General features: G+C 67.4%; 16 protein-coding genes, 3 tRNA genes and 2 pseudogenes. 10 read left to right on the top strand and 11 right to left on the bottom strand.

Annotation, left to right across the window (positions count from 1 at the left end):
• Positions 1-5: 5 nt before the first annotated feature.
• Positions 6-944 carry an AEC family transporter gene (locus CAL24_RS13180; RefSeq protein WP_094807269.1) on the bottom strand — a complete coding sequence of 313 codons (939 nt, stop codon included), beginning with the start codon at positions 942-944 and terminating at the stop codon, positions 6-8.
• 121 nt (positions 945-1065) lie between these two features.
• Between CAL24_RS13180 and CAL24_RS13175 the strand changes: the two genes are divergently transcribed.
• On the top strand, positions 1066-1506 hold the full coding sequence (locus CAL24_RS13175; protein ID WP_094806923.1) for a GNAT family N-acetyltransferase: 441 nt from the start codon (positions 1066-1068) through the stop codon (positions 1504-1506).
• 76 nt (positions 1507-1582) lie between these two features.
• Here the strand turns inward: CAL24_RS13175 and CAL24_RS13170 are convergent.
• Positions 1583-1667: transfer RNA gene (locus CAL24_RS13170), tRNA-Leu, on the bottom strand.
• A 60-nt stretch (positions 1668-1727) separates the two neighbouring features.
• Here CAL24_RS13170 and CAL24_RS13165 point away from each other — a divergent pair.
• On the top strand, positions 1728-2393 hold the full coding sequence (locus CAL24_RS13165) for a tRNA-uridine aminocarboxypropyltransferase (RefSeq protein WP_094806922.1): 666 nt from the start codon (positions 1728-1730) through the stop codon (positions 2391-2393).
• A gap of 58 nt (positions 2394-2451) precedes the next feature.
• On the opposite strand, the gene CAL24_RS13160 is transcribed toward CAL24_RS13165, so the two are convergent.
• A tRNA-Leu gene (locus tag CAL24_RS13160) sits at positions 2452-2536 on the bottom strand.
• A gap of 142 nt (positions 2537-2678) precedes the next feature.
• Here CAL24_RS13160 and rnr point away from each other — a divergent pair.
• From rnr to CAL24_RS13135, 5 genes are all read left to right on the top strand, one after another.
• Positions 2679-5156: a ribonuclease R gene (gene rnr / locus CAL24_RS13155; RefSeq protein ID WP_028355780.1), complete on the top strand. Its 2478-nt coding sequence runs from the start codon at positions 2679-2681 to the stop codon at positions 5154-5156.
• A 133-nt stretch (positions 5157-5289) separates the two neighbouring features.
• Positions 5290-6027 (top strand): 23S rRNA (guanosine(2251)-2'-O)-methyltransferase RlmB, encoded by a 738-nt coding sequence (rlmB, locus tag CAL24_RS13150; RefSeq protein WP_094806921.1) that lies wholly within the window; start codon positions 5290-5292, stop codon positions 6025-6027.
• Positions 6028-6092: 65 nt separating this feature from the next.
• Entirely contained in the window at positions 6093-7334 is a 1242-nt protein-coding gene (locus CAL24_RS13145) for a cystathionine gamma-synthase family protein (protein WP_094806920.1), read from the top strand.
• A gap of 25 nt (positions 7335-7359) precedes the next feature.
• Positions 7360-8040, top strand: a complete 681-nt coding sequence (locus CAL24_RS13140; protein WP_028355783.1) for a Fe2+-dependent dioxygenase — start codon at positions 7360-7362, stop codon at positions 8038-8040.
• Between the two features lie 335 nt (positions 8041-8375).
• Positions 8376-8648 carry an HU family DNA-binding protein gene (locus CAL24_RS13135; protein WP_003812968.1) on the top strand — a complete coding sequence of 91 codons (273 nt, stop codon included), beginning with the start codon at positions 8376-8378 and terminating at the stop codon, positions 8646-8648.
• A 271-nt stretch (positions 8649-8919) separates the two neighbouring features.
• Here the strand turns inward: CAL24_RS13135 and CAL24_RS13130 are convergent.
• Positions 8920-9050, bottom strand: a pseudogene (locus tag CAL24_RS13130) (helix-turn-helix domain-containing protein); the annotation flags it as partial.
• A 140-nt stretch (positions 9051-9190) separates the two neighbouring features.
• On the opposite strand from CAL24_RS13130, the gene CAL24_RS13125 reads away from it, so the two are divergent.
• Positions 9191-9934 (top strand): SDR family oxidoreductase, encoded by a 744-nt coding sequence (locus tag CAL24_RS13125; protein WP_028355784.1) that lies wholly within the window; start codon positions 9191-9193, stop codon positions 9932-9934.
• A gap of 80 nt (positions 9935-10014) precedes the next feature.
• Here the strand turns inward: CAL24_RS13125 and CAL24_RS13120 are convergent.
• The 7 genes and pseudogenes from CAL24_RS13120 to CAL24_RS13090 all read right to left on the bottom strand — a co-directional run bounded on the left by CAL24_RS13120 (position 10015) and on the right by CAL24_RS13090 (position 16052).
• Positions 10015-10090 (bottom strand) — tRNA-Val (locus tag CAL24_RS13120).
• A gap of 81 nt (positions 10091-10171) precedes the next feature.
• Entirely contained in the window at positions 10172-10531 is a 360-nt protein-coding gene (gene cyoD / locus CAL24_RS13115) for a cytochrome o ubiquinol oxidase subunit IV (RefSeq protein ID WP_028355785.1), read from the bottom strand.
• Positions 10531-11142 (bottom strand): cytochrome o ubiquinol oxidase subunit III, encoded by a 612-nt coding sequence (gene cyoC, locus CAL24_RS13110; RefSeq protein WP_028355786.1) that lies wholly within the window; start codon positions 11140-11142, stop codon positions 10531-10533. Before cyoC ends, cyoD begins: the two co-directional genes overlap by 1 nt.
• A 3-nt stretch (positions 11143-11145) precedes the next feature.
• Positions 11146-13123: pseudogene (gene cyoB / locus CAL24_RS13105) on the bottom strand (cytochrome o ubiquinol oxidase subunit I).
• Entirely contained in the window at positions 13123-14031 is a 909-nt protein-coding gene (gene cyoA / locus CAL24_RS13100) for a ubiquinol oxidase subunit II (protein ID WP_028355788.1), read from the bottom strand. The pseudogene cyoB and the gene cyoA overlap by 1 nt, the downstream one beginning before the upstream one ends.
• 246 nt (positions 14032-14277) lie before the next feature.
• The gene (locus CAL24_RS13095; RefSeq protein WP_094806919.1) at positions 14278-14829 is read right to left on the bottom strand and encodes a response regulator transcription factor; all 552 of its coding nucleotides are present in this window, start codon (positions 14827-14829) and stop codon (positions 14278-14280) included.
• The gene (locus CAL24_RS13090) at positions 14826-16052 is read right to left on the bottom strand and encodes an ATP-binding protein (RefSeq protein WP_028355790.1); all 1227 of its coding nucleotides are present in this window, start codon (positions 16050-16052) and stop codon (positions 14826-14828) included. The genes CAL24_RS13095 and CAL24_RS13090 overlap by 4 nt, the downstream gene beginning before the upstream one ends.
• A 259-nt stretch (positions 16053-16311) precedes the next feature.
• Between CAL24_RS13090 and CAL24_RS13085 the strand changes: the two genes are divergently transcribed.
• Positions 16312-16614 (top strand): SelT/SelW/SelH family protein, encoded by a 303-nt coding sequence (locus tag CAL24_RS13085; protein WP_028355791.1) that lies wholly within the window; start codon positions 16312-16314, stop codon positions 16612-16614.
• Positions 16615-16758: 144 nt separating this feature from the next.
• Positions 16759-17568, top strand: coding sequence for an energy transducer TonB (locus tag CAL24_RS13080; RefSeq protein ID WP_028355792.1), 810 nt, complete (start codon positions 16759-16761; stop codon positions 17566-17568).
• The last annotated feature ends 1 nt before the right edge of the window (position 17569 follow it).

Here is a 17569-nt window from a genome sequence, read left to right as displayed (position 1 = left end):
GGCAATCAAGAGGGAAGGTGGGCGCTGATCCAGGCGACCAGCAGCGAGACGGTTGGCACCGATAGTACTGTCGAGAGCAGGATGGCGCGCGACGCGGCGCGTGCGTCGCGGCCGTACAACTGGGCCAGCATGAACGGGCCGGTGCCGATGGGCAGCGCGCTCATCAGCACGGCGCACCATGCCCACATGGCCGGCATCGGGAAGACGAAGAAGGCCAGGATGGCGGTGACGGCCGGCTGCAACAGCAGCTTGCCCGCCACCAGCCGGCCGACTCCGCCGCCCGCGCCGCCGGGCTGGGCCTGGGCCAGGAACAGGCCGATGGTGACGAGCGCGCAAGGGCTGGCCGATGCCGCGAGCAACTCCAGGTAGCGGTCCAGGCCGGCGGGCGCCGCCACGCCGGACAGCGTGCTGGCCAGGCCCAGCAGCGGCGCGATCAGCAGCGGGTTGCGCGCCAGCGCCCGTGCCACTTTGTACAGGGTGGCGCCGAGACTGCGATCGCGGTGCTGGTCGAATTCGATCAGGGAGATGGCCGCGCCGAACAGCACGCAGGCGGTCAGCAGGGTGGCGATCACGGCCGGCGCCAGGCTGGCCGGCCCGAGCAGCGCCAGGCAGAGCGGGATGCCCATGTAGCCGGCATTGGTGTAGGAAGCCGCCAGGCCTTCGATGCTCAGATCGGCAAGGGAGCGGTAGCGCCGGCGCGTCAGGGCGATGGCGGCGAACGTGACCGCGATGCCGCCGGCGAAGGCGGCGGCGAAGCCCCAGTGCATCTGTGCGGGATCGGCCTGCGCCATGGCGCGAAACAGCAGCGCGGGCAGCGACAGGTAGACTACGTATCGGTTGAGCGCGTCGGTCGCGGCCGGGCCCAGTACCCCGCCGCGGGCGGCCAGCCAGCCCGTCAGGATGAGGGCGAAGACCGGCAGGGCGGCGGTGGCGACGGCTTGCATGAAACAACGGGAATTGGAAGAGGCGCACATTCTACCCGCCCCGGAGGGGGCTCCGCCGGCGCGCCAGGTCTGCGAAAATCGGCTGTGCCATCATTGACGCCATCGCCGCAGGAGGACCGCCATGCCAGCCACGCCCGATATCCGTATCGTCCTGGGAACCTGGGAACGCCTGCGCGAGGACGCCTACGCCGTGCGTCATGAGGTGTTCGTCATTGAACAGGCCGTGCCGGTCGACATCGAACTCGACGACGACGATCCGCTGGCCGTGCACGCGGTGGCCTATGGCGCCGACGGCGTACCCATCGCCACCGGGCGCCTGTTGCCGGACGGGCATATCGGCCGCATGGCGGTGCGCAGGCACGCCCGCGGCAGCGGCGTGGGCGGACAGGTGCTGGATGCCTTGATCGCCCAGGGACACGGCGACGGGCACCGCATGCTGCTGCTGCATGCCCAGACCCACGCCCGTGGCTTCTATGAGGCGCACGGCTTCAGCGCCCAGGGCGACACCTTCGTCGAGGCCGGCATCGAACACGTCGCCATGAGCCGGGTGCTGGCAAATTGAAGGCAAAGAAAAACCCCGAACGCTGTGAAAGCGATCGGGGTTTCCGGCGCACCGCGATGGCTCGCGGTGATGTAATTGGTGCCCAGGAGAGGACTCGAACCTCCACACCTTGCGGCACATGGACCTGAACCATGCGCGTCTACCAATTCCGCCACCTGGGCGCTGTTGCTCGGGCGCGGTACCGTTGCCGGACTGCGTTTGAACATCAGAGGACGCGCATTATGCACACTTTTCAGAACAGGCGCAACTCGGCCGCGCCCGGGCGCCGCCCGACCTGCGCGCGCTGCCTGCGGCCGCAGTCGCATTGCCTTTGCGCGCGGATTCCGTCGCTCGACAGCCGTACCCGGATACTGGTGCTGCAGCACCCCGACGAGTCGCGCCATGCCCTGAATACCGCGCGCCTGGCCGTGCTGGGCCTGCGCAACGCCAGCCTGCACGTCGGCACGCGGCATGATCCGGCGCTGTGGCGGGTCGACGGCTACCAGGCGCGGCTGTTGTTTCCCGGACCGGACGCTGCGGTGCTGCAGGCGACGCCGGCCGATGCGACGCCCACGCTGCTGGTGGTGCCCGACGGCACCTGGCGCCAGGCGCGCCAATTGCTGGCAGGCAATCCGGAATTGGCGGCGCTGCCGCGGGTCACGGTGCCGTCGGACGCGGTGTCGCGCTACCGGGTGCGGCACGTGGCGTTGCCGCAGGCGCTGGCCACCATCGAGGCGGTGGCGGCCGCGCTCGCCGCGCTGGAAGCGCCGCGCGCGTTCGACGCCTTGCTGGCGCCCTTCGAGGCGCTGGTGGCGGGGCAGATCGAGGCCATGGGGCAGGCGCGCTACGAGCGCCACCATGTGCGCCGCGAAGGCAGCCGCATGGCGCGCGACGGCGAGGGTGGGTGACGGGCGCGGAATGTGAAAACCCCGGCAACCTTGCGATTGCCGGGGTCGGGAAATTCCGTGGTGCCCAGGAGAGGACTCGAACCTCCACACCTTGCGGCACATGGACCTGAACCATGCGCGTCTACCAATTCCGCCACCTGGGCGCTGAGCAAAGTTTCATGCCTTTGTATGATACGCTGCAAATAATCAGCGACGCATCAAACTAGGGTTACCATTCAGCCTTGCTGCAGTGATCAGCCTTGGGCAGACCACAGAAGCAAAAGATTATATACAGGATTTTCAACTTTGGCAAAACGATCGAATAAAGATTCCAATAACAATAACAACGGCAGATCAGGATTCGTCTTGCCCGAAACGCCCCCAGACTTCGACCCGGACGTTCCCTCCCGCGAGGCGATCCTGAAGGCGTTGCGCTCCGCGGGGGCGCCGCTGTCGCCCGCCGAACTGGCGCAGCGCATGGGCGTCGAACGGCCGGCCACCCTGGTCGGGTTCGAGCGCCGCCTGGGCGCCATGGAGCGCGACGGCCAGCTCATGCCCAACCGCAAGGGGGTGTTGCTGCTGGCCACCAAGCTGGACTTCGTGGCTGGCAAGGTGCAGGGGCATCGCGACGGTTTCGGGTTCCTGTTGCGCGATGACGGCGGGCCGGACCTGTTTCTCTCGCCGCGCGAGATGCTCAAGGTGCTGCACGGCGACCGGGTGCTGGTCAAGCCCTCCGGCGAGTACCGCGGCAAGCCGGAAGGGACCATCGTCGAGGTCATCGAGCGGCGCACCAACAAGCTGGTGGGCCGCTTCCTGCACGAGCACGGCCTCTCCATCGTGGTGCCGGAAGACCAGCGCATCAAGCACGACATCCTCATACCGCCGGGCGATACCAACGGCGCCCAGCACGGCCAGGTCGTGTCGGTGCAGATCATGGAGCAGCCGACCCGCCACACCCAGCCGCTGGGCCGGGTGTTCGAGGTGCTGGGCGAAATCGACGACCCGGGCATGGAGATCGAGATCGCGGTGCGCAAGTTCGACGTGCCGGTCGAGTTCTCGGAGGCCGCCGCCAAGCAGGCGGCGCGCCTGCCCGACGCGGTCCGCAAGGCCGACCTGAAGGATCGCGTCGATCTGCGCGACGTGCCGCTCATCACCATCGACGGCGAAGACGCGCGTGATTTCGACGATGCGGTGTACTGCGAGCCGGTCGAGCTGGGCAGCGGCCAGCGCAAGAGGCCGGGCTGGCGCCTGCTGGTCGCCATCGCCGATGTCAGCCATTACGTGACCGCCAACGATGCGCTGGACGACGACGCGCTCGAGCGCGGCACCAGCGTGTACTTCCCGCGCCGCGTCATTCCGATGCTGCCCGAGTCGCTGTCCAACGGCCTGTGCTCGCTCAACCCCCAGGTGGACCGGCTGGTGCTGGTGTGCGACATGGTGATCCCGGCCTCGGGCGCCAAGGCGGGCACGATCTCGGCCTATCAGTTCTACAACGCCGTCATGCACTCGCATGCGCGCACCACCTACACGCAGATCTGGGAGGCCCTGCAGCAGCCGGGCGGGCCGGTCGCGCATGCGCTGGCGGAGGTGATGCCGCACGTGCGCCACCTGCACGAGCTCTACCAGTTGCTGGTGCAGCAGCGCAAGAAGCGCGGGGCCATCGATTTCGACACGGTCGAGACCAAGATCGTCTGCAATGAGCTGGGCCGCATCGAGCAGATCGTCGGCGTGGTGCGCAACGACGCGCACAAGCTCATCGAGGAATGCATGCTGGCGGCAAATACCTGCGCCGCCGATTTCATGAGCCGCAGCAAGCATCCGGGCCTGTATCGCATTCACGAGGGGCCGACGCCCGAGCGCCTGACGGCGCTGCGCGAGTTCCTGCGCACCCTGGGCCTGACGCTGGGCGGCGGCGACGCGCCCACGGCCAAGGACTACGGCGAGTTCCTCGACAGCGTGCGCGGGCGGCCCGATTTCCAGCTGCTGCAGACGATGTGCCTGCGCTCGATGCAGCAAGCCATCTACAGCCCGGACAATGTCGGCCATTTCGGGCTGGCTTATCCCGCCTACAGCCACTTCACGTCGCCGATCCGGCGCTATCCCGACCTGCTGACCCACCGCGTCATCAAGGCGCTGCTGCAGGCCCGGCGCTACGTGCCCGGCCTGGAGGACCAGCCCCTGGTGATCGGCCGCAGCCAGCGCGAACATGAGCACGCGACCTGGGAAAAGCTGGGCTTGCTGCTGTCCGCCAGCGAGCGGCGCGCCGACGAGGCCTCGCGCGACGTCGAGGCCTGGCTGAAATGCTGGTTCGTCAAGGAACGGGTCGGCGAGGACTTCAGCGGCACGGTCACCGGCGTGGCCAGCTTCGGCGTGTTCGTCACGCTCGATACGTTGCACGTGGAAGGGCTGGTGCATGTGTCGGAACTGGGCGGCGAGTATTTCCAGTTCAACGAGGCGCTGCACGAACTGCGCGGCGAGCGTACCGGCATGCGCTATCGCCTGACCGACAAGGTGCAGGTGCAGGTTTCCCGCGTCGACCTGGAAGCGCGCCGCATCGAGTTCCGGCTGGTCAAGGGCACCAGTTTCGAGGCGCTGCGCAAGGCTGCGTCGCGCAATCCGGACGAACCGCGCAAGGTCAAGAAGGCGGCGGCGCCCAAGCCCGCCGCGCTCAAGGGCCAGACGGCCAAGCAGCGGCGCGCCCAGGCCAAGAAGGCGGCCAAGCCGGCCGCCCCGGCCAAGAAGCGGGCGCCCGCCAAGAAGGCGCCCGCGCGCGGCCGGCACTGAGACGGCGCCGGCTGCAACGCCGGCGCGCGCGCTTGCCAGGCGGTAACATGGCGGGTACGGCCGCGCTGTCGCGGCGCGGCCGGCCGGCGCGACCGCGCCGCGGTTTCATTTCATTCCAGAAAGGTGAGTATTCATGGCGTCGGCCCAAGTATTGGCGGGGTTTCACGCGGTGGTGGCGCGGCTGCGGCACGCGCCCGAATCGATCAAGGACATCTACGTCGAGGCGGCGCGCCGCGACAAGCGCATGCTGGCGTTCCTGGAGCAGGCCGAGCGCGCCGGCCGCCGTGTCCATCCCGTGGCGGCCGAACGCCTGGACGGCCTGGCCCGCGGCACCCGCCACCAGGGCGTGGTGGCCCTGGCCGAAGAGCGCCTGCTGGCGGTCGACGTCGACGAAGTGCTGGACACCATCGAAGGTCCGGCGCTGCTGCTGGTGCTGGACGGCGTGACCGACCCGCACAACCTGGGCGCCTGCCTGCGCACCGCCGACGCGGCCGGCGTACACGCGGTGGTGGCGCCGCGCGATCGCGCCGTCGGGCTGAACAGCACGGTGCAGCGCGTGGCCTGCGGCGCGGCCGACACGGTGCCCTACATTACGGTCACGAATCTGGCCCGCACGCTGCGCGCGCTGAAGGAGCGCGGCGTCTGGGTGGTGGGCACCGACGACCAGGCCAGCGACAGCCTGCATGCGGTCGACGCGCGCCAGCCGATGGCCTGGGTAATGGGCGCGGAAGGCGAGGGCATGCGCCGCCTGACCCGCGAAATCTGCGACCAGCTGGTCAACATCCCCATGCTGGGCTCGGTCGAGAGCCTGAACGTCAGCGTGGCCAGCGCCGTCTGCCTGTACGAGTCCGTGCGCCAGCGGCGGGAGTAAACTTTCCACGCTCTTGCGCCGTCGCCGCGCCGCGGCGGTCCAGCCCCATTTCACCTGTTCCCATCATGCACCAGAACGGCTTCACCACCACGATCCTCCATTCCGACCGCCGGCAGTCCGTCGAGCACGGCGCCGTGCACAAGCCCATCCACACCTCGTCGGAGTTTGCCTACGGCGACGCGCGCGAGCTGGCGGCCGTGTTCCAGGGCAAGGCGGGCTTTACCTACAGCCGCCAGGGCACGCCCACCACGGCGGCGCTGGAGGCGAAGATCAGCCAGATGGAAGGCGGCGCGGGCACCGTGTCGTTCGCCACCGGCATGGCGGCGCTGTCGGCGGTGTTCACCACGCTGCTGCGCAAGGGCGACCACCTGCTGTCCAGCCAGTACGTGTTCGGCAATACCAACAGCCTGCTGGGCACGCTGGCGGAGCTGGGCGTCGAGGTCAGCTATGTCGATCCCACCGACGCCGCCCAGGTGCGGGCCGCGCTGCGCCCCAATACGCGCATGGTGTTCACCGAGACCATCGCCAACCCCGGCACCCAGCTGGCCGACCTGGCCGGCATCGGAGCCCTGTGCCGCGAACGCGGGCTGGTCTACATGATCGACAACACGCTGACCTCGCCGTGGCTGTTCCAGGGGCGCACGGTGGGCGCTTCGCTGGTCATGAACTCGCTGTCCAAGTACATCGGCGGCCACGGCGACGCGCTGGGCGGCTCGATCACCGACACCGGGCTGTACGACTGGTCCGGCTACGCCAACATCCATGACAGCTACCGCAAGGGGCCGGCCACCGGCTGGGGCTTGCTGCAGGTCAAGAAGAAGGGCCTGCGCGACATGGGCGGCACGCTGTCGGCCGATTCGGCGCACCGCATCGCCATCGGGGCCGAGACCCTGGCGTTGCGCATGGCGGCGCATTGCAGCAATGCCCTGGCGCTGGCGCGCATGCTGGACGCGCATCCCGGCGTGGCCAAGGTGCATTACCCCGGCCTGCCCAGCCATCCGCAACACCAGCGCGCCGCCGAATTGTTCGGCCAGCGCTATGGCGGCCTGCTGGGCATCGAGCTGGCCGAAGGCGTAGATTGTTTCGATTTCCTCAACCGCCTGCGCATCGTCCTGGTGGCCACGCACCTGGGCGACACCCGCAGCCTGGCGCTGCCGGCCGCGCATACCATCTACTACGAAATGGGGCCCGAGCGGCGCGCCCAGATGGGGATCGCCGACAGCCTGATCCGCGTGTCGGTGGGCATCGAAGACCAGGCCGACCTGCTGCACGACTTCGACCAGGCGCTGCAGGGCTGCCTGGCTTAGCCCGGCCCATTTTCCGCAGGCGCATATGCTCATACAAATTGCCGATGTCTTCAGCGCCGACGAGGCGGCGCAGATCCGCCAGCGCCTGGAACGGGCCGACTGGGTGGACGGCCGCGTGACGGCCGGGCTGCAGTCCGCGCAGGTCAAGCGCAACCGCCAGCTGCCGGAACAGGATCCGCTGGCCCAGGAACTGGGCGGGCTGGTGTTGCAGCGCCTGGCGGCCAACAATCTGTTCATGTCGGCCGCGCTGCCGCGCAAGATCTTTCCTCCGCTGTTCAATCGCTACGAGGGCGGCGAGGCGTTCGGCTACCACGTCGACAATGCGGTGCGCACGGTGGCCGGCAGCGCCGAGCGCGTGCGCACCGACCTCTCGGCCACGCTGTTCTTCTCCGATCCGGATTCCTACGACGGCGGCGAACTGGTGGTAGACGACACTTACGGCCCGCGCGCGATCAAGCTGCCCGCCGGGCACATGGTGCTGTATCCGGGCACCAGCCTGCACAAGGTCAACCCGGTCACGCGGGGGGCGCGCATCAGCGCTTTCTTCTGGATGCAGAGCCTGGTGCGGGAAGACAGCCAGCGCAGCCTGCTGCTCGAGATGGACGTGGCGATCCAGCGCTTGAACCAGGACGCCGCGGGGCATCCGTCCATCGTGCAGCTCACCGGCGTTTATCACAACCTGCTGCGCCGGTGGGCCGACGTCTGAGCCGGAGCGCCGCTGGCGTTGCGCACACGTCACGTCGGCCGCGGCAGGCCCACGGCGATATTGCGAAAAGCCCTAAAAGCTAGTATTGGCGCGGCTTGCAGCGAGCTTTCCCCTTGACAGCCGCTGCGGCGCAAGGCCTAATACATCCCTGCGTCGCCGATGCTCAACGGCAGCCACGCTGTGTTGAGCCTCTGCGACGCAGCAATTTTGCAGTTGCGATTGGCATCGCCCAGAAGCATTTCCACTCGTCCGTTGTGCCGTCCGCTGGCGTCGCGGCAGTGTGCGCAGCCAGCCCGCGCCAGACAGAACCAATACCTTGTGAGGGGTAAACCTGAATGAACAAAACCGAACTCATCGATCATATCGCCAGCAAGGCAGATATCTCCAAGGCTGCCGCCGGCCGTTCGCTTGACGCCCTGATCGGCGCGGTCAAGACGACCCTCAAGAAGGGCGGCACGGTCACGCTGGTGGGCTTCGGCACGTTCGCCGTCTCGGCCCGCGCCGCCCGCACGGGCCGCAACCCGCGCACCGGCGAAACCATCAAGATCAAGAAGGCCAAGGTGCCGAAGTTCCGTCCCGGCAAGGCCCTGAAAGACGCCGTCAACTAAATCGACGGCCTGTCGCGGCGCCTCGCGTCGCGACCCGGAAAAGCCCTTGAAGCGGCGCTTCGCGCCGGCGTTCAAGGGCTTTTTGTTTATGCCGGCCCGCCACCCGGTGCCTGCGCGGGGATGCTTCCGGGGCGGGCGGCTCTGGCGCGCATGCGCGAACACGTCGCGTAGCCACTCGGCGAACACGCGGACCCGCGCGGACAGCTGCCGGTTCCTCCGCCACGCGGTAGCGCGGGACTTGGATCAGCCCCATGGCCGCCACGGCGCACGCCAGGCGCTCCTTCATGCGCTTGAGCAGGTTGGTGACCGTGGTGCGGGAATGCGCAGGCCGTCGGCGGCTTGCGCGAAGCTGCCGCGTTCCGCGATCCGTACGAAGACCTGCATTTCCTGGAATCGGTCCATGCCCGCTGTGTTGATGCAAATGGAGCAATGTTGGCAATTTTAGGGTAATTATTTTCGCCTGAAGAAAGATCATGATGTGGTCCGTGGGGCGTGCCGATTGCAGGCACGCGCATTTTTCAGCATCCCGGAAGGAGTCCGTCATGATTGTGAATGAATCGAAGAAAATTGCCGTCGTCACCGGAGCCTCGCGCGGCATCGGCGCCGAGGTGGCGCGGCGCCTCGCCGGCGACGGCTTTGCCGTGGCCGTCAATTACGCGCGCGACGCCGGCGCGGCCGAGGCCGTGGCGGCCGAGATCGAGGCCGGGGGCGGCGCCGCCATGGCGGTGCAGGCCGACGTGGCCCGGCCCGCGGACGTCGCGGCGCTGTTCGAGACGGTCGAGCAGGCCTGGGGGCCGGCCGCGGTCGTGGTCAACAACGCCGGCGTACTGTCGGTGCGGCCGCTGGCCGACCATAGCGACGAGGAATACGAACGGATCTTCGCCATCAATACGCGCGGAACCTTCAATATGCTGCGTGAAGCCGGGCGCCGCCTGGCCGACGGCGGCCGCATCATCAATCTCTCGACCTCGGTGCTGGCGCTGAACCTGCCGGGCTACGCCATCTACAACGCGACCAAGGCGGCCGTCGAGGCATTCACGCGCGTCTACGCCAAGGAACTGCGCGGGCGCGGCATCACGGTGAATGCCGTGGCGCCCGGGCCGGTCGCCACCGAGCTGTTCCTGCAAGGCAAGACCGAGGCGCAGCTGGCCCAGTTCGCCAGCATGCCGCCGCTGGAGCGGCTGGGCCGTCCGGACGACATCGCGGCGGTGGTGAGCTTCCTGGCGGGCCCGGATGCGGGTTGGATCAACGGCCAGGTGCTGCGCGCCAACGGCGGGCTGGCCTGAGCCTGGCCAAACAAAAAGGCACCCACTGGGTGCCTTGTCTGCCGTGGCCCGCCGCGCGAGAGGCGCGCCGTTGGGGGAGGTGGTGGGTGCTACAGGGGTCGAACCTGTGACCTACGCCTTGTAAGGGCGCCGCTCTACCAACTGAGCTAAGCACCCCCCGATGCGCGCGGCGGGCGACCCGCCGTTGCGCAAGCCCGGCAGTATACCGGAGCCGCCCGGGGGCCGCAAACAGCGCGTTCAGCCGCCCATGGACGCCGGCATGGGGTGCATCATGTTGGCGTTCATGTTGTGCAGCACCCAGACCGAGCCGCCCACGATGATGGCGATCACGAATACCGAGAACACGAAGGCGGACAGGTTGTCGCGCTGCGAGCGGCCCATGTGCAGGAAGAACACCAGTTGCACCAGCAGCTGCGCCACGCACAGGACGATGATGCCCGGCAGGGCGACCGAGCGGGGCACGGCGTCCATCATGACCAGGCCGAACGAACCGAACGTCAGGATGAGCGAGATCGCGAAGCCCACCAGGTACGATTTCAGGCTGCCGTGATCGGCGCCGCTGTGGCCGTGGCCGGCCGCGGTAGTGTCGTGCGACATCAGAGCGCTCCCATGAGATAGACGAAGGTGAACACGCAGATCCAGACGATGTCCAGGAAGTGCCAGAACAGGCTCAGGCACGACAGGCGGCGCGTATTGATGGCGTCCAGGCCATGGCGGCGCAGCATGTCGATCATGACCACGATCCAGACCAGGCCGAAGGTGACGTGCAGGCCGTGGGTGCCGATCAGCGTGAAGAAAGCCGACAGGTAGGCGCTGCGCTGCGGGCCGGCGCCGATGCTGATCAGGTGGTGGAACTCGTAGACCTCCATGGCGATGAAACCCGCCCCGAACAGGAACGTGATCCACAGCCAGGCAATCACGCGGTTCTTGCGCCCGGCGTGCATGTTCAGCATGGCCATGCCGAAGGTGAAGCTGCTGATCAGCAGCAGCATGGTTTCGACCAGCACGAAGGACAGGTCGAACAGTTCGCGGCCGGAAGGGCCGCCGGCGGTGGCCTGCGACAGTACGGCGAAGGTGGCGAACAGGACCGAGAAGATCAGCAGGTCGCTCATCAGGTAGATCCAGAAACCGAACACGGTCTTGGATCCGTCATCGTGGTGTCCGGCGTGGCCGGACCCGTGGGGCAGGGCGGTTACAGCTTGGGTCATGGCTCAGGCGGCTTTTTGCATGTTGGCGAGATGGGCGGATTCGATGCGCTCGACTTCCGCCGCGGGCACGTAGTAATCGACGTCGCGGTCATAGGCGCGCACCAGGAAGGCGCCGATCATGCCGACGAAGCCGACGATGGCCAGCCACCAGATGTGCCAGATCAGGCCGAAGCACATCGCCAGGCCAAAGGCCCCGATGTAGACGCCGGCGCCGGTGTTGCGCGGCATGTGGATGTCCTCGTAGCTGGCGGGCGGCGTGTAGGCCACGCCCTTTTCCTTGTTTTCCCAGTGCTGGTCCAGGTGCTCGACATGCGGCACGTGGGCGAAGTTGTAGAACGGGGCGGGCGAGGGAATCGACCACTCCAGGGTCCGGCCGCCCCACGGATCGCCGGTGGTGTCCAGGTTCTGCTTGCGGTCGCGGATGCTGACGAACACCTGCTGCAGCATGAACCAGATGCCCGCGGCGATGAAGCACGCGCCCACCAGGGCCACGATCAGGTAGGGCTGCCATTCCGGGTTGTCGTAATGGTTCAGGCGGCGCGTCATGCCCTTGAAGCCCAGGATGTAGAGCGGCATGAAGGCCAGGTAGAAGCCGACCAGCCAGCACCAGAACGAGTACTTGCCCAGCCGTTCGTTGAGCTTGAAGCCGAAGGCCTTGGGGAACCAGTACGTCATGGCGGCGATGCAGCCGAACACCACGCCGCCGATGATGACGTTGTGGAAGTGGGCGATCAGGAACAGGCTGTTGTGCAGCACGAACGACACGGCGGGAATGGCCATCAGCACGCCGGTCATGCCGCCGATGACGAAGGTGATCATGAAGCCGACCGTCCACAGCATCGGCGTGGTCATTTCCACGCGGCCGCGGTACATGGTGAACAGCCAGTTGAAGATCTTCACGCCGGTCGGCACCGAGATGATCATCGTCATGATGCCGAAGAACGCGTTGACGTTGGCGCCCGCGCCCATGGTGAAGAAGTGGTGCAGCCAGACCAGGAACGACAGGATGCCGATCGCGGCGGTGGCGTATACCATCGACTTGTAGCCGAACAGCGGCTTCTTCGAGTAGGTGGCGACAATTTCCGAGAACGCGCCGAAGCAGGGCAGGATCAGGATGTACACCTCGGGGTGGCCCCAGATCCAGATCAGGTTCACGTACATCATGACGTTGCCGCCCATGTCGTTCGTGAAGAAGTGCGTGCCCAGGTAGCGGTCGGCGGTCAGCAGCGCCAGGGTGGCGGCCAGCACGGGGAAGGCGGCCACGATCAGCACGTTGGTGACCAGCGAGGTCCAGGTGAACACCGGCATCTTCATCAGGCTCATGCCCGGCGCGCGCATGCGCAGGATGGTCACGATGAAGTTGATGCCGCTGAGCGTGGTCCCCAGCCCTGATATCTGCAGCGCCCAGAGGTAGTAATCGACCCCCACGCCCGGACTGTAGTCCAGGCCCGACAGCGGCGGATACGCCAGCCAGCCGGTGGCGGCGAACTCGCCCACGAACAGCGACATCATCATCAGCACCACGCCGGCGCCGAACAGCCAGAAGCTCAGCGAGTTCAGGAACGGGTAGGCGACGTCGCGCGCGCCGATCTGCAGCGGCACGATGATGTTCATCAGGCCCGTGATGAAAGGCATCGCCATGAAGAAGATCATGATGACGCCGTGGGCGGTGAAGATCTGGTCGTAATGGTGCGGCGGCAGGATGCCGGTGGAGTCGCCCGAGGCCACGGCCAGCTGGGTGCGCATCATGATGGCGTCGGCGAAGCCGCGCAACAGCATGATCAGGGCCACGATGATGTACATGACGCCGATGCGCTTGTGGTCGACGCTGGTCAGCCATTCGGTCCACAAGTACTTCCATTTGCCGTAGTAGGTGATCGCCCCCCACCAGGGCGATGCCCAGGACGGTGCAGGCGATCAGCGTCCCCAGGATGATGGGGTCATGGTATGGAACGGCGTCCAGAGTGAGTTTGCCGAACATCAGTTGTTTCCTGCGATCAGATTCTTCGAGGTGGGCGTGCAGGTGGCGGGGTCGAGCCCGGCCATCTTGCTCATCTGGTTGTGCATGATGTAGTCGAACATCCCCGTGGGAGTGCTGGAATACAGCGCGACGGCTTCATGCGTGCTGGGCGCGGCCAGCGCCTCGTAGGCTTGCGGCGTCAGCGGGTTGTTGGCCGCCTTGGCCTTGTCGATCCAGTCCTGGAAACCCTGTTGCGAGGTGGCGATGGCCTTGAAGCGCATGCCCGAGAAGCCGCCGCCGCTGTAGTTGGCGGAGAGCCCGGCGTAAGTGCCGGCTTCGCGGGCGATCAGGTGCAGCTTGGTTTCCATGCCCGCCATCGAATAGATCTGGCTGCCGAGCTGCGGGATGAAGAACGAGTTCATCACCGAGGCGGAGGTAATGCGGAACTGCACCGGGGCGTCCACCGGGAAGGCGATCTCGTTGACGGTGGCGATGTCGTAATCGGGATAGATGAACAGCCATTTCCAGTCCAGCGACACCACGTCGATGTTCACCGGCTCGACCGTCGATTCGATCGGCCGGTAGGGGTCCAGCGCATGCGACGAGCGCCAGGTCAACACGGCCAGGATGGCCACGATGATGCAGGGGATGGTCCACACCACCACCTCGATGCGGGTCGAATGGGCCCAGCGCGGCATGTAGACCGCCTGCGTATTCGAGGCGCGGTATTTCCACACGAAGTACACCGTCATGATGATGACGGGCACCACGACCAGGAGCATGAGCCCCAGGGCCGTCAGAATCAGGGTTTTTTCCTGGGCGCCGATGTCTCCCTTGGGGTTGAGGATTTCCATCGAGCAACCGCCGAGCAGCATGAGCGCACCGATACCGAGCGTGCGCCCGAGGGTGGCGAAGTGGGGGTGTTTCACGTACAGCCTTGAGGGTGGATTGCCACGGCGTGGCAAAACGAAATCGCATGCTTGTGCCTTGCGCAGGCGCAAAAATGCGGCGAAGGCGCAATGCTATCGGTTTGTTGCAGCGCAAAGATGCGACGAAAAGTCGCATCACTCAGCGCATTCAGGGGCGGATCGGGGGAGGTATAGCGGCGCAGCCGGGGCGACGCTTGCGGTGGCGCCGCCGGCAGGGTGCGACAACGTGTCGCACCTCGGCGCGGCTCATTCGAGTACCGGGTCGCGCTCGGGGCCGGGTTTCTTGGCCAGCTTGCGCTGCAGCGACCGCCGGTGCATGCCGAGCAGGCGCGCCGCGGCCGACACGTTGCCGCCGGATTCGTGCAGCGCCTGCTGGATGTGCTCCCATTCGAGCCGGTGCAGGGGCGTCATGGTCGATTCGATGGCCACTGATTCGGCCTTGGCCAGGCCGAGGGTGCGCAGGATCATCGGCGCGGTGGCGGGCTTGGGCAGGTAGTCGTCGGCGCCGCGCTTGATGGCCTCGACGGCGGTGGCCACGCTGGCATAGCCGGTCACCAGCAGGATGCGCATGTCGGCGCGCAGGGCGCGCAGCGGCCGGATCAGGGTCAGGCCCGAGTCTTCGCCCAGGCGCAGGTCCACCAGCGCAAACGCGGGCAGCATTTCCTCGGCCACGCGCAAGGCCTCGGCGATGCTGGTGGCGATGCGGGTTTCCAGGCCATGGCGCGCCAGGCTGCGCTGCGGCGTGCGCAGATAGAGTTCGTCGTCGTCGATGAGGAGGCCGGCGTCGGTGGGATTCATGCTGGTGTTCCGGAGCCGCGCCGGGCATGGGGCCCGAGCGGCAAGTAAAAGCGAATGCGGGCGCCTCCTCCGTCGGCCGCAGTCATGGTCATTTCGCCGCCCAATTGTTCTACGGTGGCGTGCGACAGGGCCAGCCCCACGCCCAGCCCGCCCGGCTTGCCGCTATGGAACAAGCTGGTGGCGGGCAGAAGGGACTGGTCGGGATCGAAGCCGCGCCCGTGGTCGCGCACTTCGCCTTGCAGCGCGCCGTCGCGATATTCCAGGTGCAGGTCCACGCGCGAGTGCTGGACCGCCTCGCCGGCGTCGGCGGCATTGTTCAGGAGCGCCTGGATCAGGTGCGCGATGGCGGGCTCGACCCGCAGCGTGGCGGGCAGTTCGCCCGTGCGGTGCAGGTCGACGGTGGGGCGCACCAGGCGCCACTGGCCCACCACGCGCACCAGGTCGACCTCGGTGGGCATGGCCAGGTTGCGGATGCGTTCGCGGCACAAGGCCAGGAGCTGCCGCAGCAGGTCGGCGTCGGCGCGCTGTTCTTCGGTGCGGGCCTGGACGGCGATCTCGTCGGCCAGCAGGGTCATGGTGGCCAGCGGGGTATTGAGCTCGTGCGCCATGGCGGCGGCGTGCGTGGCCAGCGCGACGATCCCTTCGTTGCGGGTGAACCGTTCGCGCAGGGCGGCCAGCTCGCGTTCGCGGCTGCGCAGGTCGGCAGCCAGGCGGGTGGAAAAATACAGCACCACCGCGGCCGAGATCAGGAAGCTGACCGCAATGCCCCACAGGATCAGCGCGTACGGGTCGTGGTGCCCCTGCAGCGGCTGGCCCAGCACCGACGCCGCCGCATAGCCCGCCAGGCACGCGAGGGCCGCCGCCAGCGCCCATCCGCGCGGCAGCGCCAGCGCGGCCAGCGCGATCAGGATCAGGAACATCAGGCCGAACGGGTTGTGGATGCCGCCGCTCCAGCCGACCATCCAGGCCAGCACCGCGATGTCCACGAGCAGATGCGCGAACGCGGTGCCGGGCCCGATTTCGCGGCGGCTGCGGCGCACGCGCACGCTGGCATAGAGGTTGAACGCCACCAGCACCGCGACGCCGCTCCAGAGCGGCACCAGCGGCAGTTCCAGGTCCAGCAGCTCGCTGGCGACGAGCACCGTCGCGGCCTGGCCGGCGATGGCCAGCCAGCGCAGGCTGCACAAGTTGCGCAGAAAGGAATTGGCGGAACTACCAGACATATCGAGGACCAGGGGGCGGCGCAGGCCGACCGGTGGCGGTGGGGCTGGACGGGCGGGGCCCGCGGCCGGGACCGCCTGCCGTGGGCAAGGGCAGGCAGGATGCGCTCGGGGAATGAGCGCCTGCTTCGCATTGTATTGCGAATCCGCATCGATTGCTGCGCTGCCGCACAAGGGCGGTTGTCCGCCATGCCGGCGTGCCCGCATACTGGCGCCTGGGGCGGCCGCGAGCGGCGCCCGCCGGCCTTGCTCGGAGCACATCATGAATGAATCGAAGCTTCCCCATATCACCATTACCTATTGCACCCAATGCCAGTGGCTGCTGCGCGCCGCCTGGATGGCGCAGGAACTGCTGTCCACCTTCGGCACCGATCTCGGCGCGGTGACATTGGCGCCGGGCACCGGGGGCGTGTTCCGGATCCATTACGGCGACAGCCTGATCTGGGACCGCACGGCCGACGGCGGGTTCCCCGACGCCAAGGTGCTCAAGCAGCGGGTGCGCGACCGCCTCGACCCGCAGCGCGACCTCGGCCACATCGACCGGGCGGGCAGGACGCAGGATTGATCCGCCTTCCGGGCCGATCAGAAAGTATGTGCGAATCATTCGCATTTAATATAATATGTCGGACTTGGAATTTGCCGGCCCCGGCGTTTCCCGGCGTGGTGCCGGTTGCGCGGCCGGCCGACATTGATGCATTTCGGCTGATTCATGCCTCGTTCCCATCACGGTTGGTCCGCTTCTTCGCAGTCTTCTCTGGCTTTACGCGCTGGTGCCGGCCTTACGGTGCTGGCGGCGCACATGGCAGTGGTGGCGGCAATCTACTGGATGCCCGAAGAGAGCCCGCCGAAGCTGCTCGAGCCCGAGGCGGTGATGGTCAGCGTGATCGAGGCGCCGCTGCCGCAGGTCGCCAAGGCGGAAGAGCCGCCGCAACCCGAGCCGCCGCCGGAACCGGAACCGGAACCCGAACCGGAGCCCGAGCCCGAACCGGTGATCGAGCCGGAACCCGAGCCCGTCATCGAGCCCGAGCCGGAACCCGAGCCGGTGGTCGAGAAGGCGCCGGAGCCCGCGCCCAAGCCCAAGCCGAAGCCCAAACCCAAGCCCAAGCCCCAGCCGAAACCCAAGCCCAAGGTCGAGAAGCCGGTCGAGCCGCCCAAGCCCGAGACGCCGCCCACCGGCGCGCCCGAAGGCGCCCAGCAGAATGCCGCTCCGCGCCAGGGGCCGCCGCCGGACGAACCCATCATGGTGTCCAGCGTCGAGTACCTGGGGCGGCGGCCGTTGCCGGTGTATCCCATGGTCTCCAAGCGCCTGCGCGAGGAGGGCCGGGTCGTGGTGCTGGTGGAAATCAATACGCAGGGGCTGGTCGAGCGGGCCTCGATCGCCCAGTCGTCGGGCTACTCGCGGCTCGATGAATCTGCCCTGACGGCGGCGCGCAAGGCGCGCTTCAAGCCCCTGACCCGCAATGGCGTGGCGTATCCGGCCAAAGCCAAATTACCGTTCGATTTCGTGATGAGGAACTGAG

The sequence above is a fragment of the Bordetella genomosp. 2 genome, from assembly GCF_002261345.1.
GTDB lineage: Bacteria > Pseudomonadota > Gammaproteobacteria > Burkholderiales > Burkholderiaceae_B > Bordetella_A.
The sequence above is the reverse complement of the archived record's forward strand: the minus strand, read 5'-3'. Positions and strand labels throughout refer to the sequence as shown.

Excerpts from the sequence above, each read along its gene's own strand:
- CAL24_RS13180 (WP_094807269.1), bottom strand. The coding sequence starts at position 944 with ATGCAAGCCGTCGCCACCGCCGCCCTGCCGGTCTTCGCCCTCATCCTG.
- CAL24_RS13175 (WP_094806923.1), top strand. The coding sequence starts at position 1,066 with ATGCCAGCCACGCCCGATATCCGTATCGTCCTGGGAACCTGGGAACGC.
- CAL24_RS13165 (WP_094806922.1), top strand. The coding sequence starts at position 1,728 with ATGCACACTTTTCAGAACAGGCGCAACTCGGCCGCGCCCGGGCGCCGC.
- rlmB (WP_094806921.1), top strand. The coding sequence starts at position 5,290 with ATGGCGTCGGCCCAAGTATTGGCGGGGTTTCACGCGGTGGTGGCGCGG.
- CAL24_RS13145 (WP_094806920.1), top strand. The coding sequence starts at position 6,093 with ATGCACCAGAACGGCTTCACCACCACGATCCTCCATTCCGACCGCCGG.
- CAL24_RS13140 (WP_028355783.1), top strand. The coding sequence starts at position 7,360 with ATGCTCATACAAATTGCCGATGTCTTCAGCGCCGACGAGGCGGCGCAG.
- CAL24_RS13135 (WP_003812968.1), top strand. The coding sequence starts at position 8,376 with ATGAACAAAACCGAACTCATCGATCATATCGCCAGCAAGGCAGATATC.
- CAL24_RS13125 (WP_028355784.1), top strand. The coding sequence starts at position 9,191 with ATGATTGTGAATGAATCGAAGAAAATTGCCGTCGTCACCGGAGCCTCG.
- cyoD (WP_028355785.1), bottom strand. The coding sequence starts at position 10,531 with ATGTCGCACGACACTACCGCGGCCGGCCACGGCCACAGCGGCGCCGAT.
- cyoC (WP_028355786.1), bottom strand. The coding sequence starts at position 11,142 with ATGACCCAAGCTGTAACCGCCCTGCCCCACGGGTCCGGCCACGCCGGA.
- CAL24_RS13095 (WP_094806919.1), bottom strand. The coding sequence starts at position 14,829 with ATGAATCCCACCGACGCCGGCCTCCTCATCGACGACGACGAACTCTAT.
- CAL24_RS13090 (WP_028355790.1), bottom strand. The coding sequence starts at position 16,052 with ATGTCTGGTAGTTCCGCCAATTCCTTTCTGCGCAACTTGTGCAGCCTG.
- CAL24_RS13085 (WP_028355791.1), top strand. The coding sequence starts at position 16,312 with ATGAATGAATCGAAGCTTCCCCATATCACCATTACCTATTGCACCCAA.
- CAL24_RS13080 (WP_028355792.1), top strand. The coding sequence starts at position 16,759 with ATGCCTCGTTCCCATCACGGTTGGTCCGCTTCTTCGCAGTCTTCTCTG.